Origin of the sequence: Desulfobacter curvatus DSM 3379 (assembly GCF_000373985.1) — a bacterium.
GTDB lineage: Bacteria > Desulfobacterota > Desulfobacteria > Desulfobacterales > Desulfobacteraceae > Desulfobacter > Desulfobacter curvatus.
This window is the reverse complement of sequence record NZ_KB893096.1, coordinates 13,280-31,314: the sequence shown is the minus strand read 5'-3', so window position 1 is coordinate 31,314 and position 18,035 is coordinate 13,280. Positions and strand designations below refer to the sequence as shown.

The window sequence follows — 18,035 nt, the reverse complement described above, 5'->3', positions numbered from 1 at the left end:
CTTTTTCAGGCAACCGTATAAGACCTTGTGTCTCCATCCGCTGAAGCAATTTCAGGCAGGCATCTACTTTATTCCTGCCGGAAGCTGTATACCAGCTCAAATGCTCGCATATTGTCTGAGCCAGTTCCTTCTGACTTAAATTCGAAAATGTCTTTACCGTCTCGCGAATCTGTTCAAGTTCTGCGTTTTTAATCTGCCGACCACACTGGCTTATCACAGCGTTTTCTCCTCAAATGTAACGTTTCNATTGGTGGGTGAACTCACACACATCCACGTTACATTATCAAAAGACCTGCAGAGTGTCTATTATAATTTTGCGACAAAATAATTTTAGATGTCGCTCCGCCCCCCTGATATCATTGACAATAAATTTTGATGCGTCAGCGCTGGACATAGATTATATTACGTCAGCAAAATCCCGCTCATTCCGGATGAAAAATTTAAGCCCGAAAATAAATATCATCATGGACAATACCACAGACATAAAAACCCCCGGCCAATACACCAAAGCGATTTCTCCCAAAAGCACCCACCGGAATCCGTCGATCACCCCCACCATGGGGTTTAGACTGTAAATAAACCGCCACCCCTCGGGCACAATGCTGCTGGAATACCCTACAGGGGACATGTACAGCCCAAATTGGAGAATAAAAGGCGTCAGGTGCATAAAATCCCGGTACTTCACATTCAGTGCGGCCACAAACAGCCCTGTACCCAGGGAAGTCAATATGGCGATTGCCATGAACCCGGGCAGCAGCAGAATGGTCATACCCGGCCACACCCCGTAGACCAACATCATCCCAGCAAGCAGGGCAAAGGCAATAAGGAAATCCGCCAGAGCCACCACCACCGTGGCCATGGGAATAATCACCCGGGGGAAATAGACCTTTGAAACCAACGAGGCATTTGACACCAGGGAATTGCCGGTATTGGAAAGGATATTGGTGAAAAATTGCCAAGGCAAAAGCGCCGCCAGAACCATAACACCATAGGGCGCTTGTCCTGACGGCAAATCAGCAAGTTTACCAAAGACAAGGGTAAAAACCACCATTGTGGATAAAGGCTTTATCACGCCCCAGGCCACCCCGGCCAGGGTCTGCTTATACCGGACCAGGATGTCCCGCCAGGCCAGAAAATAGAAAAGATGCCTGTATTGCCAGACATCTTTTAGAACGGACCCGGCCGGAGCATCCAGACTGATAGTGATATTATAATCACTTGTATTAGTCTTCAAATAGTACCCACTTTTTGTCTAGCCGAAAGATTACTCTTCGGCATCTTCTCCATAGTATGACGTATAATATTTACTATAATACCGATAGTAACGTTCCCGGCTCACATCCACACGGTTCAAAACCACGCCAAGAATTTTTGTTCCCACCGATTCAAGCTGCTTGACAGCATCCTTGATATACTTCCTGTTTACCTGGTTGGCCTTTACAACCAGCAACACCCCGTCTGTCCCCGGAGACAGCACCAGGGCATCACTTGCCGGCAGCACCGGCGGGGTATCAATAATGACAAAATCATACACATTGGAAAGATGATTCAAAGCAAACGCCATCTTACCGGAGTTTACCATCTCCGACGGGTTGGGCGGAATTTTTCCTGACGGCATAAGATATAAATTATCAACATCTGTTTTGGTTACCACAGACTCAATCATATCGGCCAGGTAGGGAAACTGGTGGCCTTCATCCAAAAACTCTTGGAACATTTTTTCAAAATTGACATCATGTTCAATCGTAGTGTCAATCTGGCTGGCGGGCATCGGTGTAAATTTAAATTGCCCATTATAAATGGAGGCCGCTGTTTTAAACGCCTCCACAATATGCATGGACAGATGTTTTTTCAGATCTGCCATGGTAATCATACCCATGGTGGTCAGAATGGTCCCCAGCTTCTGCACCGATCGCCGCTGGTGGCCAATGGCCAGCTGGGCCTGTTCTTTTGTCAAAAGATTGGCCGCCACCAGAGAAGAGGCAAGCTTTTTATTGTCCGGCCGGTTTTTCCAGTACACATCTGTGAGACTGCCGTCGTAAAAACTTAACTCCACCGAATTTTCTTCATCTGCAATGGAGAGAATCCCGGTACGCCGCTGCAAATTATTCAGCTTAACCAGATCATTGAGCTTAATCTTTGCAGTTGATCCCTCAGCCATCAACGTGCCCAGTTGCTCCGACACCAATTCGGACAGACCGGGCTCGCCTTTTTTGCCAAACCGATGGGTCAACCCGGGCTTTCTTAAATCACAATCCACCATCAGCACATGCTGGCCGGTCTGGGCAATGGTATAAGCCAGATTTGCCACCGTATTAGTCTTCCCCTCCTTTTCCGTGGCACTGGTCACGCAGATAACAGTCAGGTCTCTGTCCATGGAGGCAAACTGAAGGTTTGTCCGCATAGTCCTGTAGGATTCGGCATAGCCGGACTTGGCAGGATACTGGTCCAGCAGGGCGTTGTTTTCTTCTTTGTTCTTTTTTTTCAGCTTCAACATCTATTTGTGCCCTCCGTATGAGGCGTTTTTCAAACTTGCATCCGGTACAACCGCAATCACAGGATACCCCAAAAACCGTTCGGCATCCTCCTCATTTCGAATGGTCTGGTTAAGGTATTCAAGGAAGAATGCAAGCCCGACCCCACCAAAAAGTCCAAGCACAATACTGAGCAAAAAATTGCGTTTCTTGTTGGGCTTAACCGGTTCTTCAGGCAGGTCTGCAGTTTCCACAATGGTCAAATTGGACGCATCCGAGGATTGAAGGATATTAGACTCTTTCACCTGGGATAACAAAATATCATACAGTTGCTGGCTGGTATTAACGTTGCGCTGGTAAATGTTGTAGGCCAGCTCCTTTTCACTGGTTTGCATAGCCTCGTTCTCAAATTCGGCAATCTGCTTTTTAATCTCCCGCTCCTGGTTAGCCAGAATATCGCGCTCCCGCTTCATGGCAACCATCTTTTTTTCCAGTTCGCTCCTCAGCTTGGCACCGGTGTTTTCGATTTTAGACACCACCTCAACAATTTTAGGATGCTTAGGTTTGTACACCTTTGACAAATGTCCCTTTTCAATTTCCAGGGAGGTCAGGATCGAATACAAATCTTTAATAATGGGATCATCCACCAAAGATTTGATCCGCATGATGTTGGCACTGTTTCCCATGGCCGCCCGCAATCCCTGAAGCGTTGTATCAAGCTCCAGCTTTTTGTTCTTTATTTCAAGATAGTTCCGGTTAAAGGAAGCGATCTTCTGGGTGATCAGAGTCTGTCTGCCTTCCATGGAAAACATCTTCTGGGACTGTTTGTAATCAATAAACTCTTTTTCCGCATCCTCCAGCTTCTTTTTTACCCCGTAAAGCTCGTTGGTCATCCAATTCAATTTGTCCGTAGATGATTTCAGCTTGGTGGAGAGATCAAATTCAATGTATTTTTGGGCCACGGCATTGGCAATGTCCCGGGCCCGCTGGGGATCGGTATCTTTTGCTACAATTTCCATAATCCGGGTTTCATCCACCGGGTTGACCGTGATCATGGACAAAAGCTGTCGATAGGCTGTGTCTATGGACTCTTCCAACAGACCAACCTCCAACGCCGGATCTGATTCAGGTAACAATTGCTTTATGAAATCCTTAACGGCGGTTTTGACCAGCTTAATATTTTCCTTAACCCTGGACATATAACGCACCAAAGGATTGGCGGCTTGCTGGTCTGTGTCCGGGCTTAAATCCACCTCTTGTGCCACCATTTTGAGTACGGGTTTTGAGGCGATCAGCTTAAAATGGGTGTTAAAATTTTTCTCTTCAACATAGAAGCTGTCCATGGAATAGGATTGCCCCGAAAGCGGCGAGACATTTCTGCTCATCCCGATGACCAGTTTAGATGCCGCCTGGTACACGGGCTTGGTACTGAAAGTAAAAATTGCTGTTGCCACCACTGTAATCAGTAAAAAGGACAGAATCAGCCCCTTGTGGTTTAACACCACATTCAGGTAGTCGGATAAATGGATCTCTTCTTCGTTGATCTGTTCTGGGGTCTCAGATGTCATATGGTTGCTCCTTAAAGCCAGGTCTCAGGGATATGAATGTGGTCACCGGGTTTTATGGGTATATCAGGGGTCCGGCCGTCCTGTACCTTTTCCAGATTCACCTTGATGACCTCCTGTTTACCGTTTTCATTTCGTACGATTTTCACCCGTGATATGGCGGCATATTTGTCAAATCCACCGGCCATGACGCAGGCCGCCATAGCCGTCATGCCGGGTTGATAATCATAAACCCCGGGTTTTTTAACCTCGCCTTCCACATATATTTTGTATACGGACTGATTCAACTTGTCGGCCCTTGGAATGTAGACGATATCCCCGGGAACCAGAGTAATATTATGGGACATATCGCCCTCGTCCAGCAACTGGGTTAAGTCCACCTTGATGGTGGCATTATTTTTAATGGCTTTTTTGACATCCTCTTCCGTGCTGATACCATGGATTTCCCGCAGCACATAGGCGATGGAGCCCCGGTCTTTGAGTAATCCTTCGGCCCGGGATACCAGTTCAAGAAAATTGGTGACGGATGTCATTTCGTACTGCCCCGGTTTTTTAACTGCACCGGAGATGAAAAAACTGATGCTATGGTACTCTTTTACCTGTACATTGACCTGGGGATTAACAAAATAGTCCTGCGCAAGGGGGGTCTGAATCGCATCCTCCAGTTCCGTCAGGGTCAATCCTTCGGCCTTAATCGACCCGATAAACGGCACATTTATTTTTCCATGTTCAGATACGGTTACGTCTATCTTTTCCTGGGCCACACCACCGGCATGTATGGAAACGCTTAAGACATCCCTGGGCCCAATGTGATAGGTGCCTGTCTGGCAAAAACCTGGGCCTGCCGCCACCAGAAAGAATAGTAAAGTTAGTATAAATACTTGTTTCATTCAGCTGCTTCCCAAATCATAGTTAAAGGTTAATTTAAAGAGTACAAAGCTGTTATCGTAATCATAATCATCATAGGAAGAATCCCTTGATTCCAGACCTGATTCCATTGCCAGGGTAAATCGCCGATTCAAAAAATAGGAAAGCATGACGGAAAGAAACAAGGTGTCATCTTCCCGGTCTGCTATCCAGCTGTTTTCATAATCACTTTTCTGGTAATAGCCTTTGAACCTGGCATCTATCTTTTCCATGAACAGGTGTCCCAGGATCAGGGTTACCCGGTCCGCCCGGTAATACGCATTATTGCTTCCAGTATCATTAAAATCCTGATTGAATTTCAAGGTCATGTAGCTTCTGGGCTTTTCATCCCGGTCCAATTTAGGAGGATTTTGGCCCTCAATGGAGATATGCCAGTAAGGGGTATCCATGTTATCTTCTCCGGCCTGGACAAAATCGCGCTCATGATATCCGCCTCCTGCATCCAGTTTAAAATATTTGTACCGACTAACAATATTCATCCCATATTTTCTTGAGGCGTAATCCAAGGCGTCCGTGTCGTAGTCCATATCCCCGTGGGCATATTCGAGGTCCACCGTGGTGAATTTACTGATTTCGTAATAAAGCCGTCCCTTTCCTTCGAACAGAAAGGAGTCATACTCAGAACTATCGGTATAATCAATGCCGGTGGTGTTAACCTCTATGCCAGCAGAAATCCGAGGCGAAATCCGGTACTTAATCCAGGGATGGAACCGGTTAATCTTGTACTTTTCAGTATCAATGAAATTGTCAAGCTCGTCACGTTCCTCGGGATTCCTTGTCTTGATCATACGGCCATCCAGCCCGGTTGTGATCCGGGTGAACAGCATGGTTTTGGCGGAAAGCTTTAAATTGTATCCGGCATAATTATTCTCATCCGCATCCTCTGTCCCGGCCGGCACACCATCCAGATCATCATAATAGTTGAAATTAAATAAACCCAAGGCATTAATCCGGCTTTTTGCCGTTTCAAAACCAAACTCAAGCCCGGGACTGATGGTCAATGTACTGACAGCGCGTTCATCTGTACTGTCATTATAGAAATTAGAATCAATTCGGTAATCCGTTTCTATCATGGGTTTGATCAAAAACCGCTCTTCGGCCAATGTAATCCCTGTCCATGCTGAAATGATCAAAAAAACTGCAGTAAAAGCCAATCGCACATCACGTATCATCTCATATCACCCGCTTACCCCTAACACCAGACATGACCGAACCTGCCAATATTTTAGCAGGATTCTCTTCAAAAATAGTTCTGACCGCCTTTTTCCCGCCTGCTTTTTTCACGGCCTTGACGGCATCGTCAAGGCAAGGAGGCCTGTGCCGGATACTATGCCCGTCGGATGCCACAAAATGCACCTGTCCCTCTTTAACCATATTCCAGGCAATCTTGAAGCTGCGCTTTCCGTTTTCACCTGTGATACTTTTTCCTGTAATCTGAAACAAGGCATTTTCAAAAATAAATTCCGGGATCATTTCCAGATGCCGCTGAATGGTCCGGTTACGTTCAGGATGCGCAATAACCGGGATCACCTCCCGCTGCCGCAATTGTCGCAGCAACGTGATGATTCCCTCTTTAATAAAAATATCCGGCAATTCAAAAAGATAATACCTGGAACATCCCAAAGGCAGCAATTCGCCCTGATCCAACAGGAGACAACTATCCGGTGATATACGAATCTCCGCACCCGGCAACACTTTAAGGGAAATCTTTTTTTCTTCAAGCACTCTGGTAAACATCTTAACAGAATCAATCACCATCTCGGAACTCACCTCGAACACCCCATTTTTAAAATGGGGCGTGGCAATAATCTGGGTGGTGCCGGACCGCACAGCCAACAGAGCCATGTCGACAGCTTTCTCCATATTGGATGGCCCGTCATCCAGGTCGGGCAAAATATGGCAGTGAATGTCAATCATGATTTCTGCGACGTCGGGGTTGAATCTATTTGGCTGAATATGATTCTTTCTGCAGAATTAGCGGCAGTTCTACCTGTTTCAGAACCTGTACACGACATATATACGCCGATAACTGCAAAGACAAACAAAATTAAAATAATGACAAAATCTTTTTTCATCACTTTCACCTCTCTGTTATATTTTTCTTAAAATAATTACTTGTAAGACCATTGGTGGCAAAAAAGTGTGGCAAAGGCCCAAAAGACAAAACAAGAAAAATAAAGCTTCATGGATGAACAAACCGAGTATGAACTACCTGCCGGATCGGGTAACCACTGCCCTGGCCGTAAGAAATAAAATTTTAATATCATTAAACAAGGACCAAGTGTCAATATATTTTAAATCCAGCTTCATCCATTCATCAAAACTTAAGTCATTACGATTAGGCGCAATTTGCCACAGACAGGTCATTCCCGGTTTCATGGACAGCCGTCGCCGGTGCCATACTGAATATTCATCCACTTCCTTGGGGATAGGCGGTCTTGGTCCCACAAGACACATCTCTCCTCTGAGCACATTAAATAGCTGGGGCAGTTCATCCAAAGACGTTTTACGTAAAAAATGACCAATCCCGGGAATGATACGCGGATCTTCCTTTATCTTGAATACCGGACCATCCATCTCATTTTTATCTTCAAGCCCTTTGCGGATTTCATCGGCGTTATTCACCATGGTCCGAAATTTATAAAATTTAAATTTCCGACCATTCATACCCAACCGTTCCTGGGTGTAAAAAACAGGGCCTTCGGATGTCAATTTGATGGCAACGGCAATTGCAGCAAACACCGGCAACAGCAACAAGGTCAAAAACAAAGCAGACAGATAGTCAAAAATGGTTTTAAGCAGAATCTTTCCTTCATTCATGGGTGTGGTTTGTAACGTCATGTTGTATACACCTAGAAAAGACTCAAAGTGAATCGTCGCGATATTGGGACGATACATAAGATAATGAATCTCCCAGTCAGGTATGATCCTTACCTTGATGCCCATACCTTCTGCCAATGCCAGATACCGACCCCCCTTTTTAATTATTTTCAAAGGCATGGCAAATATAAGTTCGTCAACGATGTTATGCCGGAGATAATCTTCCAGATCCCTGACCAGCCCGATCACCTTGTGCCCGTTTTCCACTGCCTGTCCTACCAGATCATCTTCAACATCAAAGCAGCCGGCCACCCGGTACCCTGATGATTTGTATTTTTCAATGGCCCGAATAACTTCCCTTGCCCGCTCCTTACTGCCGACAATGAGAACACTGCGCGTATTGAACCCGTCTGTCCGAAGCCGCTCCAAGGTTTTAAATACTATAAATCTTACCAAAGTCAAAAAACTGATATTTAAAATCAGAAAGATCCCCATCAAAAGACGGCTCACCCCCTGAATATGCATGGCATACATGGCAACACTGACGAAAATCATCCCAAGCAAACTGCCTTTTACAATGGCTGTAAAAAAGTACCAGAAAGGTTTCGCCCTGTATGGCATGTACACATCCATCCATTTGAAAGCCATGTACCAGGAGATGATGATGAGAGTAAGAATCAGATAGTAGTTAGGAGCCGTAGACAAAGCACCCAAATGACCCGGCAGTATCTCCTTTTTGATAAAATATGCGATAATAAATGATACGATCGTGATTACACTATCAAAGACCTTCTGGAAATCCAGTATTAATGAACTATGTTCTCTAAGCATTTTTTCTCCTGTCTTTTGATTTTAAAATCAACAGAAAAGGATTTAATATATAGTATAAACAGATTGATTTCGATGAAGGAGACAGGTTGTATCTCAGGCGCAATTCTCCGGTTGAAGGAAAAAGCCTGCCCAAAAAAATCCTTACAATGGACCTTGTTTCAATAAGCATCAGCGTAAAGGCCATCATCCTCAGATGCTTCCGGCTAACCCCGGAAAAGATGCCTGAAAATACAAGGCGTCTTAATAGCGGATATCCACGGGTGCGTTGGCCTAATACCAAACCGGGCACGGAAGTTCCCAGCAAATCATTTGATATGTTTAAGGTGAAGATAACCAATTTCCCCATCCCAAACCGGTCTGCAGTCTGAAGTAAACACGCCCAATTGATCCGATTATAATTCTTTTCGATCAAGGCACCAAGCAGAACAAAAAACCGCAAAGGATGAAAACAATGGTCAAAAAGCCTGAAAACCTGATACAGAATATTGTTCTCAATGGTTAAATCCATTATGTGTTCCCCCTCCCACTCAAGAGGAAAGGCAGATTTCCACCAAAACTCTTCCGGAATGGAAAAATACCGCTTCACAAGGTTCCAGTGAACTTCAAGCGTCATCCACTTTTTAAAAATCAGATGGTAATGGCTGTCCAAAAGATCTTCTTGGGAAAATTCTTCGACCGGCGTGTAACCACATTCAGATTCAAGTATTATTTTTATTTTTTCAAGAAGACTGAATGGGACCAGCAGGTCAATATCACTTGAAGGGTACACCCCGAAATCCCGGAATAATTTATCTGAAGCATAAACACCTTTTAAGGGTATGGCTGGGATATCTTGAACTGATAAGGATTTCAGCAGCACCAGAGTTTCCTTAAGTGCCCCCATATTGTTTAGAGCCGTTTCCTGGTAGACCGACTCTAACTTATCTGTTATCTCTTTTAAATCCAAAGAGATAAGTTTGACATTCCTGTAAACAAACCCGGCAACTTCACATTCCAATGAGAGGCGGTAAACCTCGTTTAAATTGATCTGCCTCTCATTTTGTAAGATTTTATTGATTTCTTCCGGCCGGCAATCGGAACAAAACGGCGCAGACAGAAGTAAGACAAGCTTCTGCTCGTTCGATATGTTTAATCTATATTTCAATCCGCGTATTCACCCAGCAACCGCTCATAGGCCCCGTAAACCTTATCTTCAGTAAATTGCTCAAAATAACGCCTCTTGCTTGCAACCCTCATCTTTGCAACCAGATCATCATCCTGAAGGAGTTTTGTAATCTGCCTGTCACACGTCTGTTCGTCCCCAAAAAACAAAGCTCCTTCACCTGCCACCCAACGGTTAAAGCGATTGTCATGCGCCAATACGGGAGATCCCGCCCCCAAGGCCTCAACCAGGGAAGGATTGGTTCCACCCACGGTATGGCCGTGTACATAAAAACGGGCATAAAAACGCAACGCCTGAACAACAGTCTGATCGTATATAACTCCCACAAACATAATTTCATCATTGCCGGCATCCAACACCTGCTTTTGGTACTCATAGTGTTTTGAATCGTATTTTCCCAGAACTACCAGAGGCATGTATCTTTTTTGGGCAGTATACGCCCGAACAATTTTAAGAATCGAGTTTTCCGATTCAGGCCGGGCAATAAGGAGGACGAATTTCCCGGGTTCAAGATGGAACTGATTAAGATAGGCGGCATCGGCAGAGCGGACCATTGGCGCCGTATAAGGAATCATTGTTATTTTTTTCTTCGAAATAAACCCTGCAAGATGACGCTTAATTTCAGGGTGATCCGCCACCAGGTGATCCCCCAACAATAATCCGGCTTTTTCATTCAAGTACAACCAGGTGCGTTCTAAAAAGGACCATTTATCCCTCTGCCATTCGATGCCGTCCATATTTATGATATTTTTTATTCTTTTCAGACGATACAACGCACAAAAAATGGCCGTATTATAGCCTAACGTAAGCATGACGCCCTGTTGTCTTGCTGCATGACAGGTTGATTTCCAATCAAAAACAATAGTACCTTTAGCATCTTCCAAAGCTCGAGCAACCAAAATATGTACCCTGTGAATTCCGTTCCAATCGTCTTCAAAAAAACAACCTCGGCCCTTCTCCTGGCAGTAGACAGTGACTTCCCATCCTCTGCGTTTAAGATAAAAAGAGAACTGCTCTGCAAAAGTTTCAAAACCGCCATGCCGGGCAGGAATGCCCCGAGTCCCTAATATTAGTAGATGCTTCAATTATCAGTAAAATCAACTCAACTGATCATATGCATTCAACAGTTTAGGTATTTCATGGGTCCATTGAAGTTCGCTGATCACCCGCCGCCTGCCGAAATCCCCCATCCGCTGTGCCAGGTCCGAATCATCCAGAACTTTGATAATGTTATCCATCAAGGATCGATGATCATTGGGCGCTGCATACAAAGAGGCCTTTTGCGCCGAAAACCGCCCTTCCGTCATCTCGAACTGAACAATGGGTTTACCCAGAGCCATATATTCCATGATTTTGTTCATGGTGGATTTGTCGTTCATCTCATTGACGACATCCGGGTTGACACAGACATCTGCCGTGCTGAGGATTTCCATCAACACCGCATCCGACACCCTTCCGGTGAACGTGACAAAATCCTCAATATCCAGGTCGTTCATCATCATCTTCAACGATTCCAACTCTGTTCCGCCACCGACCAGGACAAAATGAGTGTCGACGCGTTTTAATTCATGCACCAGATACTTGATTCCATTGAGCAGATAATCGAGCCCTTCCTGGGCTCCCATGACCCCAACATATCCCACCATAAAAGTCTTGTTGTTTTTCCATTGATCGTTGGGCGCAACCCGTCTCGCCCTGTCAAGATCCGGACCACTTCTGACCACATGGACATTTTCAGGCTTCATCTTGCCCCGTTCAATGGCAATCCGACGATATGAATGGTTGGTGGCAATGGAGACATCTGCTGTTTTAAAGGTCAATTTCTCCCAGAGCAGCATGCACCTGTAAAACAGATCTTTTCTCCCGAATTTGGCAATGTAGAGCTCGGGATTGATATCATGATGATCAAACAGAAATTTTTTACCTAAAACGAGTTTGAAAAAGCCGCCCACCAGAAAAATATTATCCGGTGGATTACAGGCGTGAATCACATCAAAGCCACGCTCGACAAGCACTTTCAGGCTAAGAGAGAACTGAAAGAAAAGAGCGGAAGCGTATTCAACCAGATATCCCGCAGCACCGCTTCCCTCCATGGGTAAGGGGTGACGATAAATGTGGATGCCGTCCAATACCTCATATCGCTTGTTATACCCCTTCATGACCGGGCAGAGAATGGAAACGGAATGTCCGTTTCGTTGCAGTGTCGTGGCTTCCTGCCAAACCCGCCGATCAAAGGGGACGGGAAGATTTTCAACGATGATCAAAATTTTCATGGTTACCAGCAGATTCCATTATAAGATTCGTTACTGACCTGATTGTCGATGGCGCGTACCAGGTCGATGATTTTCTGATCGTTCCGGAGATGTCGGGTAAGGTCCCTGAACTCGGTAGCTTGATTTCCAATAATAATGGTCTCGGCATGGTCCATCACCTCATCCATGGTTTGAACCATCAATTTGGAGATATGGGGGATTCGATTCAGGATGAAATCCTTGTTGGCCCCTACCAGGCTGGCAAGGTTGACGTTTTTGTCATAAATTTTAATCTCATATCCCTTGCCGAGAAGCCGCTCGATCATCTCTACAATGGGACTTTCTCTTAAATCATCCGTCCCGGCCTTGAAGCTGAACCCAAGAAAACCGATCTTTTTATGATCCGCTTCCATGACCATCCGGATACCCTTCTCAATATGTTTCACATTACTTGGAAGAATCGCGTTCAATATGGGCAAGGTTAGATCAAGTGATTTTCCCTTGTACGTCAGTGCCCTGACATCTTTTGGCAGGCAGGACCCGCCAAAGGCAAATCCGGGCTTCAGATAATAGGGGGAGATGTTGAGCTTTGTATCCTTGCAGAAAATATCCATCACGTCATGGCTATCGACATCAATGGATTTGCAGATATTCCCGATCTCATTACCAAACCCCACCTTCAAGGCATGCCATACATTATCCACATATTTCACCATCTCTGCGACTTCAATTTTTGTACGGATCATTGGCGCATCCAATTTTTCGTAGATTGATGCCAGCAGATCTCCGCTTCTTGCATCGGTCTCACCGATCACGGTCTTTGGGGGATGGTAAAAATCATAGACAGCGGTTCCCTCTCTTAAGAATTCCGGGTTGTTGCACACGCCGAAATCCTTTCCCGCCACCTTGCCGGAGCTTGTTTCCAAAACCGGTATCACAACGGTGTTGATCGTCCCCGGTAGGATGGTGCTGCGTATGACGACCACATGAAATGCATCCTTTTCCTTTAACGCCGCGCCGATATTTTCACAGACCCTTCGGACAAAACTGGTATCCAGATTACCGTTCAGCTGACTGGGCGTTCCCACGCAGACAAGGGATAGGTCAGTTTTTTCTATAGCTTCTTTGGCATCGCTCACGGCCGAGAGTTTCCCCTCAGCCACAACCGATTCGATGATGTCACCGATATCCTTTTCAATGATGGGGGTTCGACCGCTATTGACGATATCCACTTTGACCTTGACCGGATCAACACCGATGACCTGATGACCTTCTTTGGCAAGGCAGGCGGCAGAGACTGCCCCTACATATCCAAGACCGAATATACTGATGTGCATGATTGTTCCTTTGTTACGGGTTTTATCAACCTGATCCCTCACCCCCCTCTTTATAAATGGAAAGGGGGAGTTTAGGCGAGTTGATTCGGGTTCATTGTTAAAAAGATTACTGTGGGCTATTTACCGTAACAACTCATCATAGAGATCAATTATTTTCTTTGCTACATATTTTTGATCCAAATATTGAATTTTATCTCTATAAACCGGTCTTTTTTCAGATTCAAAAATATTAGCAACTTTTTTGGATAGTTGAACAGCATCAAATCCACAAACAGCACTTAGTTCTAATCCTTGAACCCTTTCTGAGATATCTCCGACATCTACTGAAACTACTGGTGTGTCACACGCTAAGGCTTCTTTGACAATATTAGGAGAACCCTCATTGAAGGAGGTCACAAGTAAACATGAGGCTGAGTTCAAATAAATAGGTACGTCATTGTGAGGAATATCTTTTAAGGGGAGCAGTAGAGTATCATTGTATTTTTTACTCAGTAAGTTGTGTACCTGCAGTGCCAATTTATAATTTTTTCTTGGACGTTCTGGATCTCCAGCAAATAATATAATCTTAGATTCTGTATTTAAATTCAGCCTCTTCCTGGCCTCTATTTTACTTATTGGCCTAAATTTAGTGAAATCAACCCCATTTGGAATGACATGGATATTCTTATGGGACACCACTTGTTCCATTTCTTTTGATTTAACAATAATGGCATCGCATTTTGGCAAAATTAAGTATGCTAATACTTTGCTAAAGACATTTTTCAATTTAATTTTAAAGCCTTTGCCAACATCGCCAAGAACATCTGTCCCCATTAGACTGAGTACTACACGAGCGTCCTTACAAAAAATACAAGGAATGGCCACATATAGATAATGGGCATGAATTATTGAAATCTTATGTTTTCTAACAATATTAGTAATCAATTTTATTGAACGAAAATAATTGAGTTTGGTTTTGTGTATTTTCAAACTAAAAGGTGTAATTTTAAGATTTTCATTTTTTAAAGATTCAAACTGTCTGTCTATAAAAGGCATTGTATAGTTAGATGTTTTATCCGACTCTAGAAAAGCTGCGACAAACAGAACCTCTATGTTGATTTTTTTATTGCCGATCATGTGAAAAGAATACCTTAGATTTTTTTGATTAAATAATACGATCAAATTAAGAACCTCAATGATGCAAAATAGCGTCAAGAAAAGAAACGATTCTTTATTTCAACATCATTCATTTTTCGAATATGTGGAAAGCTGCATAAAGCAGCCCCTATCCATACTATTAAATATTTCAAATCAAACTTAGGCCATCCAAAGGGGTATAACTCTATGATACTCAATATAACATATGCGCCCAAAGCTTTTGTAAAAGCATTTTTTGAATTTAGTACCCCTTTTAAAGCGGGAACTAATAAAGTGAAAATATGAAGTGCTGTTAAAACAAGTCCCCCCTTTAATACAAGGTTTAAGAAACCAGTCTCACAGCCATAGCGCCATCCACCTAAATAATTATTTTCCAAATGAAGATTATGATAATATCGTCCATTTAACCCTCGACCAAAACACCAATCAAATATATCCATTTGTGCTATTAAAGACTTGTGAACATCGACACGTGTGTTTTCTAAACCGCGCTTTTTTAGAAATAAAAAAGTTGAGTCCATTGACATATAATAAATCCCAAGAAACGCTAATGCACTGAAGACAAGTACTAAACTCTTAACTCTTTCTTTCAATCTATCTTCTTTGAAATTCAACAACAATGCAACAATGATATACAAAGTAAGAATACATACAGCACCCCTTCTTCCCGCAAGGGCTACATTAAAAAGAGCAAGAAAACAACAAATTATATTAAAAAACCATAATTTTGAATTTATATATTTTTTGCAAAACAGAAAAAAGCTAGTAGTGACAAACAAAGAACCGACATAAGAGACTGAAGCATACATTGACTTAAAATCATCATAGCCACCGCCTTTTGATGCAAAAAATTGGCTATCAATATATGTACCTTTTATTGTTGTAAAAAACATAATTATAAAAAAAATATTGAAAATTAGATTTATTTTACTCAACGAATTAAATTCAAATTGCCTGATTCCAATAAACAAAATAAGGGGTAAAAAATATGGTAAAATATAATAGGGAGATAAAAAATGATAATTAATCATTCCAGCTGTACTTATCCATTGATAACTATAATCTATATTATACCCCCTTAAAATCATGATTAATACAACTAAAAAATAGTAATAAAAAAAAGAACTATGTAATCCCCAAAAAGGTTTATAAATTTTTTTCACAGTCAATATACCATAAGCAATCCACCCCCATCCTATCCCACCAAAAAATATTAGGGGTACATCAGTACCATAAATTCCTCTAAGCACGTTACCCACTATATGGAAACTTAGACCTATTATGATTTTTTGAAATGGCGAATACGTATAGAAAAAAAATTTTTTCATTTTCTTTTCTTGCTCAAAATTTCAGAATAAACTTTTTGCAAATCATTTATAATTTTTGTTTTATTGTGTCTTGCTATAGCCTTCTTTTTTGCAAATGCACCCATTTTGACAGAGTTCCCAGGGTTACGTAATAGTTCAAGAACAGCACCAGCCAATGCCCAAGGGTCTCCGTCTTGAATGAGCAATCCCTCTTTCCCATGCTCCAACAAAGAGCCCGTTCCACCGACATAGGTTGCTATACAGGGCATTCCTAAAATCATGGCTTCACATAAATTATTAGGGCTATTTTCTATATGGGATGGCATGACATAGATTGAAGCATCAAGTAGTTGATCAATTAACTCATCTTCGTTAAGCCTTCCAAGCAAACGTAATCCTTTTTTGGGATAGTGTGAACCAAGCTTTTTCTTTACAGCTTGAACAATACCATCGTTTTCAGAAACGCCTGCCACCCGCCATTCCAAATCCAAATTATTTGAATCGATTAATAATTCCAAAGCAAAGCAAAGAGATTCAAAGCCTTTATAAAAAGTATTCCCACTTGTTGTAAATACAACGAAACGTCTATCAGCATTATACTCCCAACTTTTGCTATAAAAACCTTCTCTTAAAACCTCACCAACATAAAAATATTCAGATTTAGGCGCTAATATACGAGTTATTTGATAATCCCATTCAGTCCTACCAAAAATATATTTACACTTTTGAAGTATTTCCTGTTCTCTGATTTGCATTTTTGAAAACTTATTATATGCGATTTTAAACTCTTGTATTCCAGATATTGTTTTAATTATTTTAGAAGAATATTTTAAATATCTTCTTTCCAATCCGCTAAAGAACCTATGAAAACAAACAGTTATATTGCCTTGGATCGATATACAAACAGGAAAATCCACATATTCTTGAATATATCCAAACGGATTTTCCGTACCATGCACATGGATCAAATCTGGTCGGACTCTATCGATAATATCTAAATATTTTCCAACATCTTCACGAAATACAACTTTAGAGAATCGCATATCCAAGTATTTAGACAACAAGCCTTTTTTTTCTTTAAATATCGGATGATAATGTGTCTTTTTATATTGAAACTCCTGGATATCTTGATCATGATAAAAGGCGATATGTAGTTCAACATTGTTTTGCATGGATTGATCTAATGCTTTAAGCCAACCACCGGTTCCTTTCAGCTCTCTGCTAAAATACTCATCACTGTTTGCGGGCGTATTTGAAAACCAGAGTACTTTCATATTTTACCGTAGGCCCTCCAATAAACAGTTTTCAAATACTGTGGTATTATTAAATGAACTATGAGTTTCTTCCATTTCCATTCACGATTTTTCAATAATGAAGTTAATTTCACGAATCGAAGCATTTTTAAAGCCAGTATTTTACCGCCATGATGTGCTAAAATAACTGCAATATTGAATGAAAATTCACTAATACAGTTTATTGCACTCTCTCTTTTCCCCGCTTCCAATGAATTATTTTTTGTATATTGATAAACAAGCTGTGGTAATAAAACTGCATCATCAAAAAAGGCTTTCATGTTTCGCTTACTTCTAGATGCAGAGCATTCCACCCGATGATAGATACCTAACGGAGTAGAAATATATCCAAAGTGGCCAGCAAATCCTAACTTGAACCAAGCTATCCAGTCTTCAAACTGTTTCACGCCTTCAGGAAAGCCGCCGGTTTCAATAAATTTATCCTTGCAAACAACAGTTGTTGAACTGTGATTCGGGCTTCTCTGATTTCCAAAAAGATCAAAGTAACTATAAATGCCATTTCCAATTTCAATATCAAGAGAGACGTGGGAGGTATCTCCTAAGTAGTAATTTGCTCCAACCATGCAAATGTTTGGATCTCTATTTTCTAAAATAAAAGAAACCATTGTTTCTAAAAAATGGGGCAAATATTCATCATCTGCATCTAAAAAAGCCACCCAATCGGCTTGTGCCAATTCTACCCCTTTATTTCGGGCTTTTGATACTCCCCCATTGCTTTGCTGAAATAACCGAACTCTTGCATCCGCAATCGTTTGTACCAAATTAGCACTATCGTCAGTCGAACCATCATTAACAATAATTAATTCAAAATTAGAGTATGTCTGATTCAGAACAGAATGAATGGCACGTAAAATAAACGCCTCTTTATTAAATAAAGGTATGACAACAGAAATGAACATTGATTATATGA

17 protein-coding genes are annotated in these 18,035 nt (G+C 42.3%); all 17 read right to left on the bottom strand.

The window, feature by feature from the left end; genetic code table 11:
* Positions 1–217, bottom strand: a 217-nt coding sequence (locus B147_RS31920; protein WP_026259775.1) for a hypothetical protein, incomplete at its 3' end; no start/stop codon positions are given.
* Positions 218–397: 180 nt separating this feature from the next.
* Entirely contained in the window at positions 398–1,234 is an 837-nt protein-coding gene (locus B147_RS0121720) for an ABC transporter permease (RefSeq protein WP_020589316.1), read from the bottom strand.
* A gap of 30 nt (positions 1,235–1,264) precedes the next feature.
* A complete protein-coding gene (locus B147_RS0121715; RefSeq protein ID WP_020589315.1) occupies positions 1,265–2,497 on the bottom strand; it encodes a CpsD/CapB family tyrosine-protein kinase in 1,233 nt (410 codons plus the stop codon).
* Entirely contained in the window at positions 2,498–4,042 is a 1,545-nt protein-coding gene (locus B147_RS0121710; RefSeq protein WP_020589314.1) for a GumC family protein, read from the bottom strand.
* An 11-nt stretch (positions 4,043–4,053) separates the two neighbouring features.
* Positions 4,054–4,929, bottom strand: a complete 876-nt coding sequence (locus tag B147_RS0121705) for a polysaccharide biosynthesis/export family protein (RefSeq protein WP_020589313.1) — start codon at positions 4,927–4,929, stop codon at positions 4,054–4,056.
* Positions 4,930–6,138, bottom strand: a complete 1,209-nt coding sequence (locus B147_RS0121700; protein ID WP_020589312.1) for an outer membrane beta-barrel protein — start codon at positions 6,136–6,138, stop codon at positions 4,930–4,932.
* 1 nt (position 6,139) lies between these two features.
* On the bottom strand, positions 6,140–6,883 hold the full coding sequence (locus B147_RS29210) for a tyrosine-protein phosphatase (RefSeq protein WP_020589311.1): 744 nt from the start codon (positions 6,881–6,883) through the stop codon (positions 6,140–6,142).
* On the bottom strand, positions 6,880–7,041 hold the full coding sequence (locus tag B147_RS31915) for a hypothetical protein (protein ID WP_020589310.1): 162 nt from the start codon (positions 7,039–7,041) through the stop codon (positions 6,880–6,882). Before B147_RS31915 ends, B147_RS29210 begins: the two co-directional genes overlap by 4 nt.
* A gap of 133 nt (positions 7,042–7,174) precedes the next feature.
* Complete coding sequence (locus B147_RS0121685) at positions 7,175–8,617, bottom strand: sugar transferase (RefSeq protein ID WP_020589309.1); 1,443 nt, start codon at positions 8,615–8,617, stop codon at positions 7,175–7,177.
* Complete coding sequence (locus B147_RS0121680; protein WP_020589308.1) at positions 8,610–9,761, bottom strand: nucleotidyltransferase domain-containing protein; 1,152 nt, start codon at positions 9,759–9,761, stop codon at positions 8,610–8,612. Before B147_RS0121680 ends, B147_RS0121685 begins: the two co-directional genes overlap by 8 nt.
* Entirely contained in the window at positions 9,758–10,864 is a 1,107-nt protein-coding gene (locus B147_RS0121675) for a DUF1972 domain-containing protein (protein WP_026259773.1), read from the bottom strand. Before B147_RS0121675 ends, B147_RS0121680 begins: the two co-directional genes overlap by 4 nt.
* A gap of 12 nt (positions 10,865–10,876) precedes the next feature.
* Positions 10,877–12,052 carry a glycosyltransferase family 4 protein gene (locus tag B147_RS0121670; protein ID WP_020589305.1) on the bottom strand — a complete coding sequence of 392 codons (1,176 nt, stop codon included), beginning with the start codon at positions 12,050–12,052 and terminating at the stop codon, positions 10,877–10,879.
* 2 nt (positions 12,053–12,054) lie between these two features.
* Positions 12,055–13,368: a nucleotide sugar dehydrogenase gene (locus tag B147_RS0121665; RefSeq protein ID WP_020589304.1), complete on the bottom strand. Its 1,314-nt coding sequence runs from the start codon at positions 13,366–13,368 to the stop codon at positions 12,055–12,057.
* A 120-nt stretch (positions 13,369–13,488) separates the two neighbouring features.
* The gene (locus B147_RS0121660) at positions 13,489–14,484 is read right to left on the bottom strand and encodes a glycosyltransferase (RefSeq protein ID WP_020589303.1); all 996 of its coding nucleotides are present in this window, start codon (positions 14,482–14,484) and stop codon (positions 13,489–13,491) included.
* Positions 14,485–14,558: 74 nt separating this feature from the next.
* The gene (locus B147_RS0121655) at positions 14,559–15,833 is read right to left on the bottom strand and encodes a hypothetical protein (protein ID WP_020589302.1); all 1,275 of its coding nucleotides are present in this window, start codon (positions 15,831–15,833) and stop codon (positions 14,559–14,561) included.
* Complete coding sequence (locus tag B147_RS0121650; RefSeq protein ID WP_020589301.1) at positions 15,830–17,086, bottom strand: glycosyltransferase family 4 protein; 1,257 nt, start codon at positions 17,084–17,086, stop codon at positions 15,830–15,832. Before B147_RS0121650 ends, B147_RS0121655 begins: the two co-directional genes overlap by 4 nt.
* A complete protein-coding gene (locus tag B147_RS30645; protein ID WP_020589300.1) occupies positions 17,083–18,024 on the bottom strand; it encodes a glycosyltransferase family 2 protein in 942 nt (313 codons plus the stop codon). Before B147_RS30645 ends, B147_RS0121650 begins: the two co-directional genes overlap by 4 nt.
* Positions 18,025–18,035: the final 11 nt, after the last annotated feature.

Bases quoted from the DNA above. Each gene is read 5' to 3' on its own strand.
- B147_RS0121715 (WP_020589315.1), bottom strand. From the start codon at position 2,497: ATGTTGAAGCTGAAAAAAAAGAACAAAGAAGAAAACAACGCCCTGCTG.
- B147_RS0121710 (WP_020589314.1), bottom strand. From the start codon at position 4,042: ATGACATCTGAGACCCCAGAACAGATCAACGAAGAAGAGATCCATTTA.
- B147_RS0121705 (WP_020589313.1), bottom strand. From the start codon at position 4,929: ATGAAACAAGTATTTATACTAACTTTACTATTCTTTCTGGTGGCGGCA.
- B147_RS0121700 (WP_020589312.1), bottom strand. From the start codon at position 6,138: ATGATACGTGATGTGCGATTGGCTTTTACTGCAGTTTTTTTGATCATT.
- B147_RS29210 (WP_020589311.1), bottom strand. From the start codon at position 6,883: ATGATTGACATTCACTGCCATATTTTGCCCGACCTGGATGACGGGCCA.
- B147_RS31915 (WP_020589310.1), bottom strand. From the start codon at position 7,041: ATGAAAAAAGATTTTGTCATTATTTTAATTTTGTTTGTCTTTGCAGTT.
- B147_RS0121685 (WP_020589309.1), bottom strand. From the start codon at position 8,617: ATGCTTAGAGAACATAGTTCATTAATACTGGATTTCCAGAAGGTCTTT.
- B147_RS0121670 (WP_020589305.1), bottom strand. From the start codon at position 12,052: ATGAAAATTTTGATCATCGTTGAAAATCTTCCCGTCCCCTTTGATCGG.
- B147_RS0121665 (WP_020589304.1), bottom strand. From the start codon at position 13,368: ATGCACATCAGTATATTCGGTCTTGGATATGTAGGGGCAGTCTCTGCC.
- B147_RS0121660 (WP_020589303.1), bottom strand. From the start codon at position 14,484: ATGATCGGCAATAAAAAAATCAACATAGAGGTTCTGTTTGTCGCAGCT.
- B147_RS0121655 (WP_020589302.1), bottom strand. From the start codon at position 15,833: ATGAAAAAATTTTTTTTCTATACGTATTCGCCATTTCAAAAAATCATA.
- B147_RS0121650 (WP_020589301.1), bottom strand. From the start codon at position 17,086: ATGAAAGTACTCTGGTTTTCAAATACGCCCGCAAACAGTGATGAGTAT.
- B147_RS30645 (WP_020589300.1), bottom strand. From the start codon at position 18,024: ATGTTCATTTCTGTTGTCATACCTTTATTTAATAAAGAGGCGTTTATT.